Consider the following 22,040-nt stretch of genomic DNA (forward strand, 5'->3'; position numbering starts at 1 on the left):
CGGGCGGATACGAAATGAGGGAGGGAAAAGCGAATCGGCACGGAGCGAACGAAAAGATGAGCTGGTCGGCGCGGCCTGCGGGGCCGTCCGTTCGGTAGGAATCATCAGCGCGGAGCGGGGGCTCCGGCGGTTCGCGGTGGAAATCCATCACCGTTGGCAGGCGCGGCAAATATAGCGCAAAGCGGGTTTTGGGCTTTGGGCAGCGATATTTCCGGCCCCGCCTTCGGTTATTTGCACGGCCATCGCCTGTTGGCTCATTCTTGTTTTTTCATGGAACTGCTCACGGTCACCAACATCAGCCTGACGGAACAGGGAAATGAAGTGTTGCGCCACATCACTTTCTCGCTGGCGTCTCACCGCAAGCTGGCCCTGGCCGGCGAATCCGGCACCGGCAAAAGCACTTTGCTGCAAATCATCGCCGGCCTCACGCAGCCCAGCACCGGCGAAGTGCGCGTGCAGGGCGAGCGGGTGCGCGGGCCCGTCGAAACGCTGGTACCGGGGCACCCCGGCGTGGCGTATCTGTCGCAAAAATCTGACCTGCCGCACTCGTTGCGCGTGGAGCAGGTGCTGCGCTACGCCAACAAGCAGCCGGCCGCCGAAGCGCAGGCCCTGTTTGCCCTGTGCCGCATCGACCATCTGCTGGCGCGCCGCACCGACCAACTCTCGGGCGGCGAGCAGCAGCGCGTGGCCCTGGCCCGCCTGCTGCTGGGGGCGCCGCGGCTGCTGCTGCTCGATGAGCCTTTCTCCAACCTCGACCGGGTGCATAAGCGCACACTGCAGGGCATCATCGAGGAACTGGGGCCGCGCCTGGGCATTACCTGCCTGCTGGTGTCGCACGACGCGGCCGACACCCTGCCGTGGGCCGATGAAATACTGGTGCTGCAGCGCGGCGAAATCGTTCAGCGCGGCATGCCGGCAGAAGTGTATCACCGGCCCGTGAATGAATACACGGCGGCGCTTTTTGGTGATTACAACCTGCTGCGCGGAGCGGCCCGGCAGGCGCTCAGCCCGGCTCTGAAATCACGCCGAAGCTCAACTCACAAAGCGTTGCTGGTGCGGCCCGAAAGTTTTGTTCTCTCCTGCGAACCCGGCGTGGGCCTAGCGGGCGTGGTGCGGGCGGTGCGGTTTTACGGCAGCTACTATGAGGTGGAAGTAGCACTGGCAGAGGATTCGGTGCGCGTGCGCCAGCGCCAGGCCAACGTGTCGCCCGGCGATGAAGTCAGCCTCTCGTTGTTGGAAGGCAGCGGATGGCCTATTGGCTAGCCTGGTTTTAGAGCAAACGAAGTGCTGCAACAGCTTTCAGCAACTGTGCCGCCGGCTCAACAGCCTTGCGCGGGGCGGTTCTGTATACAACAGCTTTGGTTTGCACCAAAAAGCAAAAGCACCAACCCGATGAGGCGCTGGTGCTTTTCTTTCTAAACTGTAAGGGGGCGAAGTTGCCAGTTTGTGCTTTTAATACTGCCCGATGGACAGCAGCACCAGCGTGCAGGCCTCTTCGGTCTGGATGCCCCGCTGCTGGGCCAGGCGTTCCAGCTCGGGGTTTTCGGTGCCGGGGTTGAAGAGGATGCGTTTGGGCTGCAGGTCGAGGATGTAGTCGTACCAAGCAGGCTGGTTTTGCGGGCCCACGTAGAGCGTCACGGTGTCGATGTCTTTTTCCTGCGGGCGGTCGGTGTGAATGGTCAAGCCGGCCACTTCGCCTTTGCGAATGCCAACCGGCACCACTTCGTGGCCGTGTTGCTTGAGCATGTGCATGGCCCGAAACGAATAGCGCTGCGGGTTGTCGGAAGCGCCGAGAACGAGGGTCTTTTTCATGGATGAAAAGATGCTGGATGAAGAAATGTCACCGGGCCGTTTTACGCTTCACTATAAACAGCAAGGACGCCAAGCCAGGTGAGTGTCCGGTGCCCGGGCTCCCGAAAGGCGGCCCGGGCTCGGCTAATACCTTCTACGACAAAACTGCCAAAACCGCTTCGGCGCACCGCTCGCCGTCCATGGCCGCCGATACAATGCCGCCCGCGTAGCCTGCGCCCTCGCCGCACGGGAATAGTCCCGCCACCTCCGGGTGCTGCAGCGTGGCCGGGTCGCGCGGAATGCGAATGGGAGCGGAGGTGCGGCTTTCCACGCCCACAATCTGCGCGGCGTTGGTGGCGTAGCCCGGAATTTTGCGGCCGAAGTCCTGAAAGCCCTGGCGCAGGCGTTCGGCTAGGTTGGGGCCCAGCACGTCGTCCATGCGCACCGAGACGAGGCCGGGCTGGTACGACGTTTCGAGCAGGCTGCCCGATGTTTTCCGCTTGAGGAAGTCGCCCAGCAGCTGGGCTGGGGCCTGCTGCGTGCCGCCGGCCGCTGCGCACGCCCGTTGCTCCAGCGCCTGCTGAAAGCGCAGGCCCGCCAGCGGGCCGTGCTGGCGCAGGTCGAGGTCGGCCAGCTCCACCGCGGCCACAATGCCGGAGTTGGCAAAGCGGGAGTCGCGGCGGCTCGGCGACATGCCGTTCACCACCACTTCGCCCTGGGCCGTGGCCGCCGGCACAATGAACCCGCCCGGGCACATGCAGAACGAAAACACGCCGCGCTGCTCGCCCTTCACCTCGGTTTGGTGCACCAAAGAGTACGACGCGGCCGGCAGCAGGCCGCGGTCGGTGCGGCGGTACTGGGCCTGGTCTATCAGCGCTTGGGGGTGCTCCACGCGCACGCCCATGGCAAAGGGTTTGGCTTCGATGAGCACGCCTCGTTGGTGCAGCAGCTCGTAGATGTCGCGGGCCGAGTGGCCCGTGGCCAGAATGGTGGCTTCCGCTTCCAGGTTTTCGCCCGAGGCCGCGACGACGCCGCGCAGCCGATTGCGGTCGAGCAGCAGGTCGGTCACGCGCGTTTCGAAGCGCACTTCGCCGCCGGCCTCGATAATGGCTTCGCGCAGGGCCTGCACCACGGCCGGCAGTTTGTTGGTGCCGATGTGCGGGTGGGCATCTACCAAAATGTCGGGCGTGGCGCCGTGCTGCACCAAGCGCCGCAGCACGCGGCCCACGTCGCCGCGCTTGGTGGCGCGCGTGTACAGCTTACCATCGGAGTAAGTGCCGGCGCCGCCTTCGCCAAAACAATAATTGGAATCCGGATTTACCAGCTGCTCCTTGTTGATGGCCGCCAGGTCGCGGCGCCGCGTGCGCACGTCGAGGCCGCGCTCCAGCACGATGGGCTTCAAGCCCAACTCCAAGCAGCGCAGTGCTGCGAACAACCCTGCCGGCCCCGCGCCTACTATTAAAACTCGCGGCGAATTGGTTATAACATTTGGATAAAAAAACCACGGGCCGAACAAATCCTTAGGCGGAGTATTTGTGTAAACGTCAGCGCGCAGCCTGACTTGTGCCTGGCGTCCTCGTGCATCAATGGAACGCCGTTTTAGGTGCACAAAATCAGCTTCGCCAGTTTGCAAGCCCGCGTGGTTCAGAATAGCTTCGTAACGGGCAAACTCATCAAATGCTACCTCAGGGTTGAGTAATAGCTCGACTTCTTTCTTTGACATTTGTATAAGAAAGGTATTTATCCTTTTGAGTAATAATTGGTTGGCCAAAGCCGATGCAAAGGTACACACCATTGCAAGGCAGGCTTGACTTTGTAGCCCGCCGGCCAAAATGGGCGTCATTAACATGCTGAGAGGCGTTTCATTCCAACTGCTTTAAAAACCCAATGCGAAGCATGTTTTGCTATGGACTTTCGTTAGTTTGCCGCATGGCTGAATCAACTCGTGCTTCCACGGCTTTGCGCTTTCGCTCCATTATTAGTGGCTCCATCGGCAACCTGGTTGAGTGGTACGACTGGTATGCTTACTCCGCGTTCGCCCTCTACTTCGCCCCAATTTTCTTTCCGAACGGCGACGCCACGGCCAAGCTGCTAAACACGGCCGCCATTTTTGCGGTGGGCTTTCTCATGCGCCCCATTGGGGCCTGGCTGCTGGGGGCGTATGCCGACCGGCACGGGCGACGGGCTGCATTGCTCCTGTCGGTGCAGCTCATGGCCGGCGGCTCGCTGCTGATTGCGGCCACGCCCGGCCACGCGCGCATTGGGGTGGCGGCGCCGGCGTTGCTGCTGTTGGCCCGGCTGGTGCAAGGCATTAGCGTGGGCGGCGAATACGGCACCTCGGCCACCTACTTGAGCGAGATGGCCGGGGTGCGGCACCGCGGCTTCTGGTCCAGCTTTCAATACCTCACGCTCATGGGCGGGCAGCTGCTGGCGCTCTTGGTGCAGCTGGGCTTGCAGCAGCTGCTCACCCCGGCCCAGATGGGCGAGTGGGGCTGGCGGGTGCCGTTTGTGATTGGGGCGCTGGCGGCGCTGGGAGCCCTGTACCTGCGCACGCACATGAGCGAAACTGCCGCTTTTGAGCAGCACCGAGAGGCCGCCAGCGCCGGCGAGGCGTCGGGCGCCCGAGCCTCGGTGCCCAGCCAGCTGCGGGTGTTGGCCCAACACCCCAAAGCAGTGCTCACGGTTGTGGGCCTCACGCTCGGCGGCACCCTGGCGTTCTACACCTATACCACTTACGCTCAGAAATTCCTGGTGAATACGTCGGGCTTCAGCAAGGAAGCGGCCACCATGATTTCGTTTGGCGTGATGGCCGTGGCGCTGTTGTTTCAGCCGCTGCTGGGCGCCATTTCCGACAAGGTGGGGCGCCGGCCCGTGCTGCTGATGTTCGGCATCGGGGCCACGCTGGGCACGGTACCGCTGCTGCGCCTGCTGGCCGGCACGCACGATGCCTGGGTGGCCGCGGGCTTGCTCATTTCGGCGCTGTTTGTGGTGAGCGGCTACACGTCCATCAGCGCCGTGGTGAAAGCCGAGCTGTTCCCAACCGAAATCCGCGCCTTGGGCGTGGGGCTGCCGTTTGCGTTGACCGTGGCCATTTTTGGCGGCACCGCCGAATACGTGGCCTTATTTGCCAAGCAGCGCGGGGTAGAGGAGTGGTTTTACTGGTACGTGACGGCCTGCGCGCTGCTGTCGCTGGTGGTGTATTGGCGCATGAGCGAAACCCAGGCCGAAAACGGCCACATGGTGGACTAAGGCCGAGTATAGGCGCTATTCGTCCGCGGCCGGCGGCTGCGCGCTACCGGCAAAACCGTTGGCGAGCTTGCCCAGGTCGACGTGCGAGCGTGCGGTGTTGGTATATACTTCGATTAGCATGGCCGAAAGAGCCTTTGCCACCTCGGGCCCGCCACGGGCCATGGTGCCCGAGATGACGCCGTAGTAAAACGTGGCGAGGGCGTCGCCGTCCCACATGCCGCGCAGGTTGTCGTGAAGCGCGCGCGCCTGTTCGAGGGAGGTGTCGATGATTTTCTGGTCGGATTCGGTCATGGGGCGGTGCGCGGCGCGCAATGGATGCCCTTAGGTACGGGCGGCCCCGCCGCAGGTTGGAGCCAGCCGCCTGGGCAGGCGCCTAAACGCAGCAATGGCCGGCAATGCCCGCAACCGAAGCTTCGGTTGGGCATTGCCGGCCATTTTACCAGAGGCTTAAAAAGCTAGAGCGCGCCTACGCCTTCTTCGAGCACGCTTTCCACCCAGCCTTTGCCCCAGTCTTCGAGCTCCTGGGCGCTCCAGAGTTGGGGGTAGAAAATGCGGCGCTGGAATTTGGGGGGAGGTAGTTGCGCCAGTTGGTGCCGCCGGTGGCGGCCACATCGATGGGGTTGCGGTGCAGGTAGCGCACCGCCGATTTGAAGTGCATCAATGGCCAGTTCACGTTCACGCTCACGTCGAGCTGGCGCATGGCGCGCAGCAGGCGGGGGTGGTGACGGTCTTCCTCGGGCAGGCGCTGCACCACGGCCCACACGTTGCGGTCGTGGTAGGCGGCGGCGTGGCGCACGAGGTCGGCGGTGTACTTGCGCTCAAATTCTATCAGCGTGAGGGCCTTGGCGCCGCTGGCCTCGATTGTGGCCCCGGCTTTCCAGTAGATGCAGCCCAGCAGCTGGTCGAAATCGTGGGCCGAAGCCTCGCCCAGCGTTTGGCGCTTCACCTGGTCGGTCAGGTTTTCGAGGGCCGTGCTGGCAATCTCAATCATGCGGTACTGCACGCTCTGGAAGCCCGAGGCCGGCATGAGGGCCATGCGGAAGTCGAGAAACTGCTGCTTGTCCATGCCGTCGACCATCACATCAAACGAGTCGATGAGGTTTTCGAAGTAGCGGTTGATGCGGCCCAGGCGCAGCACTACTTCGCCCAGTGTGGGGGCCTGCAGGTTGCCGATTTGCTCGTACTCGCAGAGGCAGAGCTTGAAATACAGCTCCGAAATCTGGTGGTACATGATAAAAATCCGCTCATCGGGCAGGTTGGTGAGCGGGCGCTGAAGGGAGAGTAAAGTGTCTAGCTCGATATAATCCCAGTAGTTGATGTATTTGGCGTGGTAAAGGCCTTCGAGGTAGGCGGCCAGGTCCTGGCCGTCGGGAACGTATTTATCCTGCAGCCGTCGGAGCTGAGCCAGCACGGCTGGGGAAAATTCGTCCGGGGTGGGAACGTCGGACATAAAAAAAGAGGGGTAATGATGGGAGGGAATTGCCTGGGTGGAGGCAGGGCAAATATCGACAAAATACTGAGGTTGCAAGCCACCGATTTAGGCGGCGTGCCGAACATTTGGCTACGGTGGCGGTTAGGCCGCGTTTGGGGCGGCTGTTTTGGCGGGAGCGCGGCGCTGGCCGCGGCGGCGAAAGGAGGGCGCGGCGGTAGATTTGGGCCCCATCCGCTACTTTTAAGCCCCCAACCGTAGCGCGCGGCGCAACTACATGGCCGAGAAATCCAGCATTTTTGATATGATTGGTCCCGTGATGATTGGGCCCAGCTCGTCGCACACGGCTGGCGTGGTGCGCATTGCGCGCGCCGCCATTCGCATTCTGGGCGCCGTGCCCACCGAGGCCGTCATCACGTTCTACAACTCGTTTGCCCGCACCTACGAGGGCCACGGCTCCGACCGCGCCATTGTGGCGGGCCTGCTGGGCTACGCACCCGACGACACGCGCATCCGCACGGCGTTCGACCACGCCGCGGCCGCTGGCCTGCGCTACACCTTTCAGAGCGTGGGCAATGCCTCCACCATGCACCCCAACACCATCAAGCTGAACCTGCTGGACGGCGCCACCGGCCACCGCGTGGAAGTGGTGGGCCAGAGCCGCGGCGGCGGGGTCATTCGCATTGTGGAAGTCGACGGCTTTCCGGCCGATTTTTCGGGCGCGCTGCACACGCTCATCATTGATGCCCACGACGTGCCGGGCTCCATTGCTTTCATCGCCTCGGTCATTGCCCACGACCAATGCAACATCGCCACCATGTTTGTGAGCCGCAAGGGGCGCAACGACGCGGCCCGTCAGTTCATTGAGATGGACAGCCCCATCAAAGAAATCACGCTGCAGTACCTGCGCCAGCTGAGCTGGGTGCAGCGCATCACCTACATTCCCACGCTGGAATAGACCGGCCGGGTAATAAAAATGGCACCTTGCCGATTACAACACTGCTACTTCCGACTAAAACACTTTTCTGCAAAATGAAACGACTGACCCTTCCCGCTTCGATGAAGCACGGGCTGCTGGCCGGTTTGGCAGGCGCGCTGGCGCTGGCGCCGGCCGCCCGGGCCCAACAAACGCCGGCCGTGCCGGGTGCGCCGCCCGCGGCAGCGCCCAGTGGCACGGCCCAGGCACTGCCCACGGGCCCCTGGTCGCTGCAAAGCGCCGTGGACTACGCCCTGGCCCACAACCTGAACGTGCGCCTGAGCGAGCTGCAGGCCCAGAACAATCAGCAGATACTGCGCCAGAGCCGCGCCGCGCTGCTGCCCTCGGCCAACCTGAGCGGCTCGCAGTCGTGGCAGTACGGCACCAGCGTGAACCCGCTCACCTTCGAGTTTCAAAGCAACACCGTGCGGGCCAACAACCTGGCCGGCATTGCTCAGGTCACGCTGTTTCAGGGCTTCCAGCTGCGCAACACCATCAAGCGCAACGACCTGGACTACAAAGCCAGCCTGGCCGACATCGAAAAGGCCCGCAATGATTTGAGTCTGAACGTGGCGTCGGCGTTTTTGCAGCTGGTGCTGGCCCAGGAGCTGGTGCGCGCCAACCAAACGCGCGTGGAAAGCGACCAGGCCCAGATTACGCGCAGCAAAATTCTGCTCAAGGCCGGCAGCATTCCCGAAAGCACCTTGCTCGACAGCCAGTCGCAGCTGGCCACCGACGAGCTGAACGTGGTGACGGCCCAGAACCAAGCCGACCTGGCCCGCCTGTCGTTGCTGCAGCTCATGAACATCGACCCGGCCAACGCGGCCGGGTTCGCCATCGAAGTGCCCCAGCTGCCCGACCCCGACGAGGAGGGCGCCCTGGCCCTGGATTTAAACGCGACGTACCAAACCGCCGCCGGCCGGCTCCCCGAAATCAGGGCGGCTGAGCTCCGGGTGCAAAGCGCCCGCCGGGGCACCGACCTGGCCCGCGGCGGCTACTACCCGCGCCTGGCCCTCACGGGACAGGTGTTTACGGGCTATTCGTCGGTGCGCACGGTCACGTCGGTGAGCAACGACTCGACGGCCCGCCGCACCACTTTTTACGTGAACAACGGCGGCGTGCAGACCCCGCTCACCGTCACCACGTACCAGCGCAACATCCTGAGTCTGCCGCAGGGATTCTGGGACCAGCTGAACCAAAACCTGGGCCAGCAAATCCAGTTCCAGCTCAACGTGCCCATTCTGAACGGCCTGCAGGTGCGCACCGGCGTGCAGCGCGCCATCATCAACGAGAAGGCCCAGTCGGTACGCGCCGAGCAGGCCCGCCTCACCCTGCGCCAGAGCATCGAGCAGGCCTACGCCGACGCCCGCGCCGCCCAGCTGCAGTACGCCGCGGCCAAGCGGCAGGTGGCCGCCCTCACGCTCACGCAGCGCAACTCGGAAATCCGTTTCAACAACGGCCTGCTCAATGGCACGGAGTTCAACATCGCCAAAAACAACCTGACGTTTGCCGAGTCGAACCGCATTCAGGCCAAGTACAGCTACATCTTCCGGCGCAAGGTGCTCGATTTCTATCAGGGCAAGCCGTTGACGCTGTAACCGAGCCGGGCGAGGGCGGCCTGGTGGCGGCCCGCGTCCGGCCTTTTCGCCACACCTTCTGCAAACTGAATACCTACTTACTGAACAGATTACGCCTTCATGAAAAACAACCGATTACTCTACATTCTGCTCGGCATCATCGTGGTGGGCCTGGTGGGCTACACCGTGGCCAAGAAAAAAGGCTGGGTGGGCAAGACCGGCGGCGTGGAAGTACTGGTGGCCAAAGCCGGCCCCGCCAACATTGTGGAGAAAGTGAGCGCCTCGGGCAAGGTGCAGCCCGAAACCGAAGTGAAAATCTCGCCCGACGTGTCGGGCGAAATCATCGAGCTCTACGTGCAGGAAGGCGATTCCGTGCGCAAAGGGCAGCTGCTGCTCCGCATCCGGCCCGATAACTACCAGGCCCTGGTGAACGTGCAAAGCGCCCAGGTGGGCACGCAGCGCGCCAACGTGGGGCAGGCCCAGGCCCGCCTGCAGCAGCTGCTGGCTTCGGCCAAGCAAACCGAGCTCACCTACCGCCGCAACGCCTCGCTGTACAAGCAAAAAGTTATTTCGCAGGCCGACTACGAAGCCAGCCAGGCGGCCTACAATGCCTCGCAGGAAGAAATAAACAGCGCCCGGCAACAGATTCGGGCGTCGCAGAGCACCGTGAGTGCGGCGTCGGCCTCGCTGGAAGAAGCCCGCAAAAACCTCAACAAAACCACCATCTACGCGCCGGTAAGCGGTACGGTGAGCAAGCTCAACGTGAAGAAAGGCGAGCGCGTGGTGGGCACCACCCAAATGGCCGGCACCGAAATCATGCGCATTGCCAACCTCAACAACATGGAGGTGCGCGTGAACGTGAACGAAAACGACGTGAACAACGTGAACCTCGGCGACTCGGTGGAAGTGGAGGTGGACGCCTACAGCAACAAGGACGAGAAATTCCGCGGCCTGGTCACCAACATTGCCAACACCGCCAAAGACGCCCTCACGGCCGAAGCCGTGACCGAGTTTGAGGTGCGCATTCGCCTGCTGCCCGAAAGCTACAAACACCTGCTGCGCACCGTGCGCGGCCAAACCATCGTGCCTTTCCGCCCGGGCATGACGGCTTCGGTGGACATCATCACCGACCGCAAAAGCAACGTGCTGAGCGTGCCCCTGGCCGCCGTGACCACTCGGTCGGACTCGTCGGCGCTGAAGAAGAACGAGAAGATTGCGGGCCGCGGCAACGGCGCGGCCATGGCCGCCGACGAAAAAGCCGGTCCCAAGCCCGAAATTCAGGAGGTGGTATTTGTGGTGCGCGACGGCAAAGCCGTAATGACGCCCGTGAAAACCGGCATCAGCGACTTCCAGAACATCGAAATTCTGAGCGGCGTGAAAGCCGGCGACCAGGTAGTGAGCGGACCCTTCCGCGCCGTGGCCAAAACCCTTAAAGACAAGGCCACGGTGGACATCAAAGACGAAAAGTCCCTCAACAAAGAAGCCCTGAAAGACGATTCGGACGAAGGCAAATAAGCCGGGTCCGGGGCCGATTGGCCGCCGAAAACCTAATGCAGAGCCAACGCGAAGCATCTTTACTGCTGAAGTAATGCAATTACTGCTGCGGGCAAGATGCTTCGCGTTTGTTTGACGTGGCGTCCTGACGTTCCAACTACTACCTTCAATTCCCACCCACTTGGAAAAAATCGCCATGCTCGGCGGCGGCTCCTGGGCCACCGCCCTCACCAAAATCCTCAGCGAAAACGGCGCCCGCCTCGACTGGTGGCTGCGCTCGAAGGACGACGTGCAGCACCTGCTGCGCACCCGCCACAACCCCCGCTACCTCTCGGCCGTGCAGTTCGACCTGAACCGCGTGTATCCGACCACCGACCTGGAAGAAGCCATTGAGGAAGCTGACTGGTTGGTGCTGGCCGTGCCCGCTGCCTTTGTGCAGCCGGTGCTCGACAAGCTGGACCGCGACGCCCTCAAGCACAAGCGCGTGATTTCGGCCATCAAGGGCATGATTCCGAGCAAAAACCAGCTCGTGACCGACTACGTAGCCGAGCGGTTTCGGCTGGGCCGGCACCAGTTGGGCGTGATAGCCGGGCCCTGCCACGCCGAGGAAGTGGCCCTGGAAAAGCAGAGCTACCTCACCATTGGCTCGCCCGACGCGGGGCTGGCGCTGGAGTTTTGCGAGCTGCTGCGGAACCGTTTCGTGAGCGCGCACCCGGCCGCCGACCTCGACGGCATTGAGTACTGCGCGGTGATGAAAAACATTATTGCCCTCACCGGCGGCATAGCGCACGGCCTGGGCTATGGCGACAATTTTCTGGCCGTGCTGGTGAGCAACGCGGTGCAGGAAATTCGACGCTTTCTGCAGGCCATTAACCCGCAACCGCGTGATTTGTCGGCTTCGGCCTACCTCGGCGACTTGCTGGTGACGGCGTATTCGCAGTTTTCGCGCAACCGCACCTTCGGCAGCATGGTGGGCCGGGGCTATTCCGTAAAATCCGCCCAGCTGGAAATGAACATGGTGGCCGAGGGCTACTACGCCGTCAAGTCCATTCACGAGCTTAACAAGAAGCTAAAGGTGAACATGCCCATCACCGAAGCCGCTTTCAACATCCTCTACGAGCGCATCGCGCCGGCCGTGGAGCTGGAGATTCTGAAAGAGAAGCTGCGCTAACCTCATATGAACTGGTTGCCTCTTGCGCTGCTGACCGCCCTGTGCCTGGCGCTCTACAATTTCTTCATCAAGCTGGCGTCGAACCATCTGCCACCGGCGTTGGGAGCCGTGGTGCTACAGTTGGTAGCGGCCGCCCTGGGCGCGGCGTGGCTGCTGAAGCTAAAGCTGGACGGCCAGCCGCTGGCCGTGTCGGGTAAGGGGCTCGGGCTGGCGGCACTGGCGGGCTTGGGCGTGGGCCTAGCCGAAATCCTCACGTTTGTGGTGTTTCAGCGGGGCGTGTCGTCGTCGGTGGGCACGCCCGTGATAGTGGGCGGCTCGGTGCTGCTTACGGCGCTACTCGGGCTGGCCGTGCTGCGCGAAAGCCTGGCCCTGCCCCAGGCCCTGGGTTTGGTGCTGGTGGTGGTGGGCATCGCGCTGCTGGCGCGGGGCTAGGCGCGTTGCCTACAAATCTTCATTGAGATACCAATAGGGGGGCAGCCCGGCGGGCGCAGGTCCGGTAACGGGCACGCGATAAATCTCCACTTCGGTGTTGCGAAAAGCCGGCGCGAAGCTGAACCGGGGCTGAAAATACCCCCGCTTGTTGGGGAAAGCCACAACGTAGGGATAGGCGCGCCCGGGTACGGGGCGGCCGTCGAGCTGCCAGGGCTGGCCGGGCAGCTCCGACCGGAAATAGAGGCGCAGGAAAATGCTGTGCGTGGGCTCGGGCACCAGCACGGGCCCACGGGGCTGCTGCGCCAACCAGGCATAGGCGGCGTGGTAGTCGGCATTGTGCTGCTGCGGGATGCGATTGTCGCGCCACAGGCTGATGAACTGGTAGCCCGTCCAGGCCAGGGCGGCCACGGCCAGCGCTGGACGCAGGGCTTTCCACTGCCGCGGCTGCCGCAGCAGCCATTCCACCACCATGGCCAGCACAACGAAGAAAAATAGCCCTTTGTAGAGCAAGGTGCGGCCCGGCGCAAACACGCGTTGAGCAATCAGCACAACGTAGGGAACAGCGCAAAACCAGAAAGCGGCCGGCGCCAGACCTGCCCACCAGGCGGTTTGCGCGGACGGTAGCTGGCCTTGCCAGGCCCGTCGGAGCAGCACGATGGCCGTGGCGCCGCCCAAAACGGTGAGCACGGCGCCGGCCTTTATCTGGCCCACCAGAAACCCCTCCGTTTGCCACAAGTATGCCGGCAGGCCCGCCACAAACTCGGCGAAGGGCCGCGGCGCCACAAAGCCATTACCGAAAAAGATGGCCGGCCCCGAGACAAACAGCACCGGCGCATACAAAAGCAGGGTTGCCGCTACCGTCGTGGTTCCCACAACCACCAAGCGCAGCAGGTCGGCCCGGGCTTTTTCGCGCAGAAAGCTCAGGCCCAGCCACGAGTAAGCCGAGGCCATGACCACGGCAAACGTGGGCACGGCATAGGTGCCGCAAATGCCGCTTACCAGTAGCAGTGCCCAAGCGGCGCGGGGTGCCCGGGTTTTGGCGGCTAATGCCAGCGTGACAAAAAACATGACTACAGCACAGCCCGTGAGCAGCCAATAGCCTCGCCCCACCGAGGAATGATATATGCTCAGTTTGGAGAGGCTAAAGAGCAGCACCGCCATTAATGCCGGGCGAAATGCCAGCCGGCGGTGGAGCAACCCCACGAACATCAGCACCGTGACGGCCGTGGTGGTGAGCAGCACCGGCAGCCGCATGGTCCACCAGAAGCTCGGACTTGCTTGGTAGAAAAGCCAGCTGAGCACATTCGACAGCACGTGGTTGTTGGGCAGCGGATAGTAGCTGGCCGTGGCAAACAGGCCCTGGCTGACGAAGAGGGTGTACGAGGCCGCATCGTCGTATTCGGGCGTGACGGAGGCCAGGCTGAGGTATGCGCGCAACCCGGTGAGGGCGGTCAGTCCCCACAGAGCCCAGCGTTTTTGGCGCGGGGTCAACGCATGCGCCGTCTGCCAAAGCGCGCCAGTGGCGGCCCGCAAGCTCAGCCACAGGGCGCGAAGCTCTCGCCGGACGGCGGGCAGCGCCGCCAGCAGCCCGGCACTCGCGCCACAACCGGCTGCCAGTGCCGCCAGCCACTGCCAGGCCTGCGTCAGCTCCCGGGCCGAAAATGGCCGGGTGCGCCAGGTATAAAAGGGGAAAATGGCATCCAGCTGCCGGGCCGCCTGCCAGGTAGTGTGGTGCAGCACCATGGCGGCAAAACCAGCACATATACCCAGCAATGCCAGCCCGCACAGCAAAAAAAACGATGACGCGGGGGCCTCGGCATCGGTAGAGACGGACGCGGGCGCATGGGAATAGGTAGGAGCGGGGGAATCGGGCAACATGTCAGTTTGTAAGGGGAGCGTGCACCGTGCGTGGCTTATTTTGCTGAAGGCAGGCGGTAGATGAAAACCATTTCATCGGAGTAGCCGGGCTGCAGGGGTAGGCTTTTAGCCCATTCGGGCAGCGAGTTGGGCTGGTCTTTGCCCCACACCACGTAGCGCATTGGGCCACGGGGCGCATAGTGCAGTGGGAGGGACCGATGTTCAAGCAGGCCCAGGTGATAAAACAGCAGGCCGTGGTAAGACGCGCCCACAAACACCGGCCCGGCCGGCTGCCGGCTAAGCCAGGTGTACGCCCGGGCCACCTCCTGTGCCCGCGCCCGGCTGCGAAGCAACACCGGCACCTGCGCTACGATGGCCATCAGCTTCACCGCAAAAATTACCATGATTGCCCCGGTGGCTACCAAGCTAAGCCAGCGACGTGCCTGTTGGCGCCAGGCCCAGTCGGCGGCCAGCGCCAGCAGCACGTACAAAAAATAGGTGGTGAACAGCAACACGCGCGCCGGGATGTAAAACTGCCTGGCCAGCATCAGGGGCACCGGCACCAGTACCAGCGCCCAGCACAGCCCCGCCAGCCACCGGGCTCGGGGTCCAACCTCGGCGCGGGCCAGTACCGCCGGCGTGCCCAGCGTCAGCGCCGCCCACAGCAGCAGCGCGCCGCGGGGCGGGCCATACAGTAGCCCCGCCGCCTCGTACAGGTAGGCTTTGCTCGAAATGAGAAAGGCTGCCAGGGAGTGTGCTTGCAAGTAGCGGTTGGCCAGTAAGCGCGTCCAGCCCGAAATGCAGCCCACCGGAAAGTACAGCAGCGCCGTGAGCAGGCCAATGGTGAGAAACGCCGCGCCGGTTTGGGTAATGAGCTCCCGCTGCGAGGCAGCTGCACGAGCGGATGCCACCAGCAAGCCGGCCGCCAGCGCCAGCAGGGGCAACGCAAACGTCGGCACGGTATACAAGCCGGCGGTGCTGCCAAGAATGAACGTGGCCCAGGCCAGGCGTCGGCAACCGCCCTGCGTGACCAGGCAGTACACGGCAAAAAAAGCGGCCAGCAGGCAGGTAAGCTGCAAAAAATAGCCCCGGCCGGAGGCTGCATACGTGAGGCTTACCGTGCTCAGCCCGAACAAAGCCGTGGCCAGTGTGGCCACCCGAAACCCGCGATAATGCGTGAGCAAGAGGTAGCCCATGCCCGTGCCAAGCGTGGCCGCCAGCAGCGAAGGCAGCCGCATAATCAGGCGCGCCTGGCCTGGCAGCAGCAGCTTTAGCGGCCAGCACAGCAGGTTGTAGAATAGGTGGTTGTTGGGGATGGGGTAGAAGCTGGTGATGGCCACGGGCCCCTGGTGCACAAAAGCATCGTACGAAACCAGCTCATCGGGGCTCAGCGAATCAGTAAGCAGCCAACCCAGTTGCAGGCCCAGCAAACCCAGTAGCACCGCCGCGCCCAATGCCCTTTGCGCCCTTGGCAGCTGCGTTATGGTGCATCTCAGCGCCTGGTAGGCATGTCCGGCTTCCTGTTTCAGGTACCGTCCTTCTGCCCGAAATGCAGCCTTGCGAAGCATGAGTACACTAGCTGTCGCACTGCCGGCTATCACCGTCCAAATACCGCCGCGCAGCAGTCCCAATGCCCCGTCCGAAGCCGGCACCGCGAGGTATTGCGGGCCGTCCGGGTAATACTCAAAATATGCGACCTGCCCAAGGTGCGCTACCGCAGCCGATGCACCAAACCCATATATCAGCGCCAGTAGGGCACTTATCGCCAGTGCACCCAGTGCGGCTACCAGCAGAATCAGGCGCATGCGGCGGCAGGGTTAAAGATGGGCAGGCGCCAGCACGGGCAGCGCGCCCAACGCCTCCAGCTCCGCCCACACCCGGTGCACGGGCAGCCCCATCACGTTAAAATATGACCCTTCCAGCCGCGTCACGCCCACCATGCCTATCCAGTCCTGGGCGCCGTAGGCCCCGGCCTTGTCGAAGGGGCGGGCCGTGGCGATGTAATGGGCAATTTCGGCCGAACTCAGCGAACGGAAGTGCACCGTGGTCTGGTCAGAGAATACCACCTCACGGCCGTCGCCGCAGCGCAGGCACACGCCCGTAAACACGTCGTGGGCGCGCCCTTGCAAGCGGGTGAGCATGGCCGTGGCCTCGGCCACGTCGGCGGGTTTGTTGAGCACGTCATCGTCGAGACACACAATGGTGTCGGCGGTGAGCACCACTTCGTCGGGCGCCAGGCCGGCCACGTAGGCCGACGCTTTCCGAGCAGCCAGAAACTCGGCCACCTCGGCGCGCCGCAGGTGGGGCGGAAAATCCTCGTCCACGTCCACCAGGCGCACTTCATAGGGCAGGCCCAGGTCGGAGAGGAGTTGGCGGCGGCGGGGCGAGTTGGAGGCTAAAATCAGTTTCACGAGGGCAGGAGCGGGGTGTGGAAATAGTCGGCAAACTCGTTGCCAGCTTCTTCGTCGGCGATGCTGCTAAACAGGAAGCCACCGATGGTTTTGGGGTAAAAGAACGTCGATTTGGGGGGCATCACGGCGCCGGAATGGCACACCGCTTCCACCTCGGCCATGCTCACCTCGTTCACAATGAAGGCCGCCTGGGCCTCCCCGCGGTCCACGCGCTGCAGGCATTCGGCAAAGCTGCGCACGTAGGCCACGCCCGGCCAGGCCCGCTGGGCATCGGGCCCGACAATGCCCAGCACCCGTTCAAATACAAAAAAGTGCAGCACCGTCAGGTCCAGGGCTTTCACCTCCTCGGTGGTGGGCCAATTGAGCTGGGCGTGCACTTCGGGCTTGAGGCGGAGCTTATAGGCCTGCCCACCCGCATACAGGCCAAAGGCCCACGGCTTGCCGGCAATGATTTCGGGCAGGTCGTTGGCGTCTTCCTTGGGTGTCACCACGAAGTATTCCGCCAGCTTCGGCAGCAGGTCCGCTACCGCTTCGCCCGAGGGCACCGCCAGCAGCAGCCGGTGCGTGGGCAGAATGCGCAGGTCGTCGGCGGCCGAATTGGTGAGGTACATCAGGTGGTAGTTCCAGGGCTCCCGGCCGGTGGCCTCGCCAGCGGCGGCCAGTTCCCGGGCCTGCCGATACGCCAGGGAGCCTTCGTAGCGGTGGTGGCCATCGGCCAGAATCACCTGCCGGCTGGCCAGCACCTGCTGAAAGCGCCGGATGATGGCCGCATCCTGAATTACGGCCAGCACGTCGCGCGCGCCCTGGTAGTCTTCCTCGGTCTCGTAGAGCGGCGAGCGCATGGCCTCGTCCAGGTAGGTTTCCAGCTCGTAGTCCTCGTCGCGGTACAGGCCGTGGGTGGCGCTGGTTTGAAATTCGGTGCGCGCCAGCAGTTCGGCCCGGTCGTTCACCGAGGCCGGCAGGGTGTTTTCGTGCCGCAGCACCACGCCCTCGTCCCAGTCGTAGGCCCGGATGTGGCACATGAAGCCTTTGCGGCAATATTCCCGCGTGCTGCCCGGCAGCCGGAAGTACTGGTAGTAGGCATATATGCCGGGCAGCTGGTCCTGCCGCAGCACGCCCGTGGCTTTCCATTCCTGCAGGCGCAATGCCGCGGCCGCGGCGGCATCGTCGCCGCGCGGCACCGAGAGGTGAATCGAGTTCAGCGGGTTGCGGTACAATGCCTCGCGCTGTTTCGGCGACACCACGTCGAACAGCGGCGAAACAAAGTCATCGATGTGGGCGCTCAGCGTTGGATTGTAGCGCCAACCACGCAGGGGTTGAATTTCGGCCAAGACTAGTTGAATGTGGAATGAGGAATAAAAAACGAGGATTTGCTCGAATCAGGACCGAATAAAATTCTTCGCCCTCATGCTGCATTCCTCATCGACCTCACGGGGCCAGGCGGCTGCGCTGCCAGCTGCCGCCGGTCACCTCATACACGATGCGGTCGTGCAGGCGGCTTGGTCGTCCCTGCCAAAACTCGATGCGCTGGGGTCGAAGGATGTAGCCGCCCCAGTGCGGCGGGCGTGGCAACGGGTTCTGGTCGTGAAACCGGTCGGATACTTCTGCTTCGCGGGCTTCGAGTTCCTCGCGGCTGCCGATGACCTGGCTTTGGGGCGAGGCCCAGGCGCCCACCTGACTACTGCGTGGGCGGCTCTGGAAATACTCGGTTGACATGGACTCGGGTGCCTTTTCGATGCGGCCTTCCACGCGCACCTGCCGCTCCAGCCCGGGCCAGAAAAAATTGATGGCCGCCAGCGGGTGGCTTTCCAGCTCGTGACCCTTGCGCGAATCGTAGTTGGTGTAAAACAGAAAGCCGGCGTTTTCGGGCAGGCCCTTCAGCAGCACCACCCGCGACGAGGGCTGACCGTTGGTGCCCACGGTACTCAGGGTGAGGGCGGTGGGCTCGTCTACCTGCGCCGCCAAGGCCTCGTCCAGCCACACGCGGAACTGCGCCACGGCATCGGGCAGCACATCGGCTTCGGACAGGGTGCGTTGGGCGTAGGTTTTGCGCAGGTCAGCTAGCTGTGGGTCTATCATGGCGTTTTTTACTTTGGGCCGCCCTTGGGTGGGCAGCCGGCGTGGGCATTACGTACAAGCCCAAAAGGAACATTTTTGGCCAAGCTACAGTCTTGTTTAACCCATGGGGCCGGGGCAAGGCGCTGCAAGTTACGACTGACTCCAAAGGCCGGCGTGCTGCCGTTCCGCTTTCGTTATCATCCCGCACGGCGGCCCCATGAGCCTGTAGTGGCGCCCGGGCCCGTTTACCCTCTGAAATTTTATGCGTCCCGGAACCCTGCTCATCTCCCAGCCCTTTCTGGGCGACCCCAATTTTGAGCGCAGCGTGGTATTGCTGTGCCGCGACGAGGCCGAAGATGGCTCCTTCGGCCTTGTGCTGAACCGCCAAACCAACCTGACGCTGGCCGATGTACTCGACCTGCCGGCGGAGGCAGCCTCGGCGGCGGGCGCTCTCCCCATTTACGTAGGCGGCCCCGTGGAGCCCAATACCTTGCACTACCTGCACCGGCGCGCCGACCTCCCCGGGGCCATCGATTTGGGTCAGGACGTGTACTGGAGCGGCGACTTTGAGCTGCTGCTGGGCCTGCTCGCCAGCGGCGTGGTGCCGGCCGACGACGTGCGCCTCTTTGCGGGCTATTCGGGCTGGTCGGCGGGCCAGCTTGCTGCCGAAATGCAGGGCGGTAGTTGGATACGGCATCCCGCAAGCGCCGGGAAAGTGTTTACTTTGGCATCTGATGCCTTTTGGCGAGACATTTTGCGGGAAAAAGGCGGCCGCTACAAGGTGCTGTCCAACTATCCCGTCGACCCTCGCCTGAACTAATGGGTTGCTGAAGCCCTAAATTTGTTTTATTCCACTCTTTTTTTGCGCGCTGCTCTGGCCTCCGTCGCGGGGCTGGCTTTTACGAAGTTCTATGGCTGCTGAAGAAAACCCCACTGCCCCGCAAGCCGGCGGCGCCGACGCGTCGGCCGAAGACCGGATGACCATTTTGCAACGCCGCCTGGCCGAGATTCAGGGCCGCGCTGCCAGCACGGAAACTCCCACACCCGGCACGAGCCAGACCGAGCTGCCTGCTCAAGGCACGCCCGCCTTGCCCGAAAGTGAGCCCGCTGGTGCCGGCACCGCCGAAGCGGCCCCGGAAGCACCGGCAGCGCCCGCCCCCGGCAGCGCCCCAGCCCCCGGCACGCCCGAAGCGGCCGCAGCCGCTGAAACCGCGACCCACGTGCCCGACTCCGTAACGCCGGATGGCCACGACATGTCGGCACCGCAGGCCCGCGCGGTGGCCCACTACGGTGCCGAAATGGCCGCCACAGCCGAGGCGCCGGTGGCAACGCCTGAGCCCGAAGCCTTGCCGGCCCAGGAGCAGATTGCCAGCGCCACGCCGGCACCCATTGCCGACCCCGAAACCAGCCTCAGCGGCACCGGAGAAGCAGCTTCAGTTGAAGACGCGGCCCTGGCGCCCACTGTGGCCCTGCACGCCGCCGAAGATTTGGAATCGGCTCCCGAGGGGGTGGCGCATCTTACTACGTCGGAAGAAACCCCGCTGAACGCGGCTCCGGCCGACGTGGCCGCCATTGAGGCTGGTCAGGAACCCACGGGGGACGCCGGCACCGCCGAAGGTGGCGAAGCAGAAGCGGCCGAGCTGGCCGTGCCTGACTTCACTTCGCTCGATTTGCCCGCGCAGGCTGCTTATCTGGTTGGCCTGATTCGCCGGCCCGATGCCCGCCGCCACCGCAAGCAGATTCAGGACCTCACGCGCCAGTACGAGGCCAACGTGGGCCTGGCCCGCAGCGCCGCCCGGCAAAAGTTTGCTGAAGGGGGTGAAGGCGCCGAAGCTTTTGCCTTCCAGCAGCCCGAAGGCCATCAGGAGCTGAACAAGGCGTTGCAGGAGTTCCGCGAAAACCGCGCGAAAGACGCCAGAGCCGAAGACGCCAGCCGCGCCGACAACCTCGTGAAAAAACGCCAGCTGCTCGACCAGCTGCGTGGGCTGGTGGAAGCCGCCGAAACGAAGGACAGCTCTGCCAAGCTGAAGGCCTTGCAGGCCGAGTGGAAAGCCACTGGCGCTGTACCGCAGTCTGACAGCCAGAGCATCTGGGACACCTACCACGGTCTGCTCGACATTTATTACAGCAAGCAGGGCCAGTTCCTGCAGATGAAGGACCTGGACCGCCGCCGCAACTTGGAAGCCAAGGAAGCCCTCATTAAGCGCGCCGAGGCCCTGGCTCAGGCCCCCGGCATCAACAAGGCCTTGGACGAGCTGACCAAGCTGCACGAGGACTGGAAAAACATCGGTCCTGTGCCTAACGACCAGCGCGAACCGCTGTGGCAGCGTTTCATTGCTGCTTCCGACGTGCTGCATCAGCGCCGCAAGGAGTTCGTAGACCAGCGCTCCACTCAGGAAAAAGCCAACCTCGTGGTAAAGCAGGCCCTGCTGGAGCGCGTGCTGCCCTTCGCCACCTTCGAGACTGACCGCGTGAACCTGTGGCGCTCGAAAACCGACGAGTTGCAGGAAATCAAAGCCGAATGGGAAGCCGCCGGCCTCGTGCCCCGCGCCCAAGCCGACGCGCTGAACAAACAGTATTGGGCTGCTTACAAAGCTTTCTTCAACCGTAAAAACGACTTTTTTAAGTCCCTCGACAACGAGAAGTCGGCCAACGTGAAAGCCAAGCAGGCGCTCATCGACCAGGCCGAGGAGGCCCAGAACAACCCCGACCACGACGCCGCCCGCCAGGTCATCATCCGCGTGCAGAAGGAGTGGAAAGACGTGGGCCGCGTGCCCGACAAGCTGGCCGACAAGCTATGGCACCGCTTCCGCGCCGCCTGCGACGCCGTGTTTGAGCGTCCGAAGCAGGAAGCCCGCCAGCGCGAGGAGAAAGTGCAGCAGGCATCAGTTGAGCAAACCGCCCATCTCGACAAGATTGCCGAGCAGGTGAACACCCTCACTGCCGACAGTCCCGGCTCGCTGGAAGGCTTCCGCGAAATCTTGACCGGCTGGGCCACCGAATTCGACCCCACTGATGACCAGCCCACCCGCGGCACCGCCGACCGCAGCGAAGAGCAACTGCTTAGCCTACTGGGCAAGTACCTCGACCACGTGCCCGGCCTTAGCTACGAAGACCGCACAAACTTGCTATTCCAGACCGAAGTGGCCCGCCTCAAAGCGCGTCCGCACGCCCAGCAGCAGCTTACCCGTAAGGAAATGGCCCTTCGCAAGGAAATCAACGAGCTGGAAAATGATGCGGCCACCCTGCAAACCAACCTCGATTTCTTTGCTCGCTCGAAAAACGCGAACCAGCTCCGCGAGGAGTACCAGGGCCGTATCGCCGAAGGGCAGAAGCGCATCGAAGCCCTCAAAAAACAGCTGAAGATGATTCGCAGCTAAGGCCCGTATCACACCTCAGTAAATCAAAAAGGCCCGCCGAGATTTTTGGCGGGCCTTTTTTTGTGAAATAGTCAGGTTTTGGCTGGCATAAGTGTGGCACCCGGCGTACTTTTGTGCCACCAAACAGCCGCCTTAGCTCAGTTGGTAGAGCTTCTGACTTGTAATCAGAGGGTCGTTGGTTCGAGTCCGACAGGCGGCTCACAGGCAAAAGCCCG

At 63.2% G+C, this 22,040-nt stretch carries 18 protein-coding genes, 1 tRNA gene and 1 riboswitch; of the genes, 10 read left to right on the forward strand and 9 right to left on the reverse strand.

Annotated features, from left to right (window positions below; all coding sequences use genetic code 11):
- Window positions 1-88: 88 nt before the first annotated feature.
- A riboswitch (Fluoride riboswitch) is annotated at window positions 89-161 on the reverse strand.
- 109 nt (window positions 162-270) lie between these two features.
- The gene (locus tag MUN81_RS12075) at window positions 271-1,263 is read left to right on the forward strand and encodes an ABC transporter ATP-binding protein (protein WP_245110703.1); all 993 of its coding nucleotides are present in this window, start codon (window positions 271-273) and stop codon (window positions 1,261-1,263) included.
- Between the two features lie 189 nt (window positions 1,264-1,452).
- On the opposite strand, the gene MUN81_RS12080 is transcribed toward MUN81_RS12075, so the two are convergent.
- Window positions 1,453-1,812 carry a CoA-binding protein gene (locus MUN81_RS12080; protein WP_245110705.1) on the reverse strand — a complete coding sequence of 120 codons (360 nt, stop codon included), beginning with the start codon at window positions 1,810-1,812 and terminating at the stop codon, window positions 1,453-1,455.
- 133 nt (window positions 1,813-1,945) lie between these two features.
- The gene (locus tag MUN81_RS12085) at window positions 1,946-3,514 is read right to left on the reverse strand and encodes an FAD-dependent oxidoreductase (RefSeq protein ID WP_245110707.1); all 1,569 of its coding nucleotides are present in this window, start codon (window positions 3,512-3,514) and stop codon (window positions 1,946-1,948) included.
- 206 nt (window positions 3,515-3,720) lie between these two features.
- On the opposite strand from MUN81_RS12085, the gene MUN81_RS12090 reads away from it, so the two are divergent.
- Window positions 3,721-5,040 carry an MFS transporter gene (locus MUN81_RS12090; RefSeq protein ID WP_245110708.1) on the forward strand — a complete coding sequence of 440 codons (1,320 nt, stop codon included), beginning with the start codon at window positions 3,721-3,723 and terminating at the stop codon, window positions 5,038-5,040.
- Between the two features lie 15 nt (window positions 5,041-5,055).
- Here MUN81_RS12090 and MUN81_RS12095 read toward each other — a convergent pair whose 3' ends face one another.
- A complete protein-coding gene (locus MUN81_RS12095) occupies window positions 5,056-5,331 on the reverse strand; it encodes a hypothetical protein (protein WP_245110710.1) in 276 nt (91 codons plus the stop codon).
- Window positions 5,332-5,506: 175 nt separating this feature from the next.
- Entirely contained in the window at window positions 5,507-6,490 is a 984-nt protein-coding gene (locus MUN81_RS12100; protein ID WP_348533134.1) for a tryptophan 2,3-dioxygenase family protein, read from the reverse strand.
- 256 nt (window positions 6,491-6,746) lie between these two features.
- On the opposite strand from MUN81_RS12100, the gene sdaAB reads away from it, so the two are divergent.
- The 5 genes from sdaAB (at window position 6,747) to MUN81_RS12125 (ending at window position 12,119) form a co-directional block, all read left to right on the forward strand.
- Entirely contained in the window at window positions 6,747-7,427 is a 681-nt protein-coding gene (gene sdaAB, locus MUN81_RS12105; protein WP_245110711.1) for an L-serine ammonia-lyase, iron-sulfur-dependent subunit beta, read from the forward strand.
- 74 nt (window positions 7,428-7,501) lie between these two features.
- Complete coding sequence (locus tag MUN81_RS12110) at window positions 7,502-9,043, forward strand: TolC family protein (RefSeq protein WP_245110713.1); 1,542 nt, start codon at window positions 7,502-7,504, stop codon at window positions 9,041-9,043.
- Window positions 9,044-9,142: 99 nt separating this feature from the next.
- Window positions 9,143-10,537 carry an efflux RND transporter periplasmic adaptor subunit gene (locus MUN81_RS12115; RefSeq protein ID WP_245110714.1) on the forward strand — a complete coding sequence of 465 codons (1,395 nt, stop codon included), beginning with the start codon at window positions 9,143-9,145 and terminating at the stop codon, window positions 10,535-10,537.
- A 160-nt stretch (window positions 10,538-10,697) separates the two neighbouring features.
- Window positions 10,698-11,687 carry an NAD(P)H-dependent glycerol-3-phosphate dehydrogenase gene (locus MUN81_RS12120; protein WP_245110716.1) on the forward strand — a complete coding sequence of 330 codons (990 nt, stop codon included), beginning with the start codon at window positions 10,698-10,700 and terminating at the stop codon, window positions 11,685-11,687.
- Between the two features lie 6 nt (window positions 11,688-11,693).
- Window positions 11,694-12,119, forward strand: a complete 426-nt coding sequence (locus MUN81_RS12125; RefSeq protein ID WP_245110717.1) for an EamA family transporter — start codon at window positions 11,694-11,696, stop codon at window positions 12,117-12,119.
- A gap of 9 nt (window positions 12,120-12,128) precedes the next feature.
- Here the strand turns inward: MUN81_RS12125 and MUN81_RS12130 are convergent, their stop codons facing one another.
- From MUN81_RS12130 to pdxH, 5 genes are all read right to left on the reverse strand, one after another.
- Window positions 12,129-13,997, reverse strand: coding sequence for a hypothetical protein (locus MUN81_RS12130; protein ID WP_245110719.1), 1,869 nt, complete (start codon window positions 13,995-13,997; stop codon window positions 12,129-12,131).
- A gap of 35 nt (window positions 13,998-14,032) precedes the next feature.
- A complete protein-coding gene (locus MUN81_RS12135; RefSeq protein WP_245110721.1) occupies window positions 14,033-15,781 on the reverse strand; it encodes a hypothetical protein in 1,749 nt (582 codons plus the stop codon).
- A 12-nt stretch (window positions 15,782-15,793) separates the two neighbouring features.
- A complete protein-coding gene (locus tag MUN81_RS12140) occupies window positions 15,794-16,387 on the reverse strand; it encodes a Maf family nucleotide pyrophosphatase (RefSeq protein ID WP_245110722.1) in 594 nt (197 codons plus the stop codon).
- Complete coding sequence (locus tag MUN81_RS12145; protein ID WP_245110724.1) at window positions 16,384-17,718, reverse strand: DUF1015 family protein; 1,335 nt, start codon at window positions 17,716-17,718, stop codon at window positions 16,384-16,386. The genes MUN81_RS12140 and MUN81_RS12145 overlap by 4 nt, the downstream gene beginning before the upstream one ends.
- A 97-nt stretch (window positions 17,719-17,815) precedes the next feature.
- Window positions 17,816-18,466 (reverse strand): pyridoxamine 5'-phosphate oxidase, encoded by a 651-nt coding sequence (pdxH, locus tag MUN81_RS12150; RefSeq protein WP_245110727.1) that lies wholly within the window; start codon window positions 18,464-18,466, stop codon window positions 17,816-17,818.
- Between the two features lie 241 nt (window positions 18,467-18,707).
- Between pdxH and MUN81_RS12155 the strand changes: the two genes are divergently transcribed.
- The 3 genes from MUN81_RS12155 (at window position 18,708) to MUN81_RS12165 (ending at window position 22,024) form a co-directional block, all read left to right on the forward strand.
- Complete coding sequence (locus MUN81_RS12155; RefSeq protein WP_245110729.1) at window positions 18,708-19,265, forward strand: YqgE/AlgH family protein; 558 nt, start codon at window positions 18,708-18,710, stop codon at window positions 19,263-19,265.
- A gap of 91 nt (window positions 19,266-19,356) precedes the next feature.
- The gene (locus tag MUN81_RS12160; RefSeq protein WP_245110730.1) at window positions 19,357-21,825 is read left to right on the forward strand and encodes a DUF349 domain-containing protein; all 2,469 of its coding nucleotides are present in this window, start codon (window positions 19,357-19,359) and stop codon (window positions 21,823-21,825) included.
- A 126-nt stretch (window positions 21,826-21,951) separates the two neighbouring features.
- Window positions 21,952-22,024, forward strand: a tRNA-Thr gene (locus MUN81_RS12165).
- The last annotated feature ends 16 nt before the right edge of the window (window positions 22,025-22,040 follow it).

It is taken from the genome of Hymenobacter sp. 5317J-9, assembly GCF_022921075.1.
Lineage (GTDB): Bacteria > Bacteroidota > Bacteroidia > Cytophagales > Hymenobacteraceae > Hymenobacter.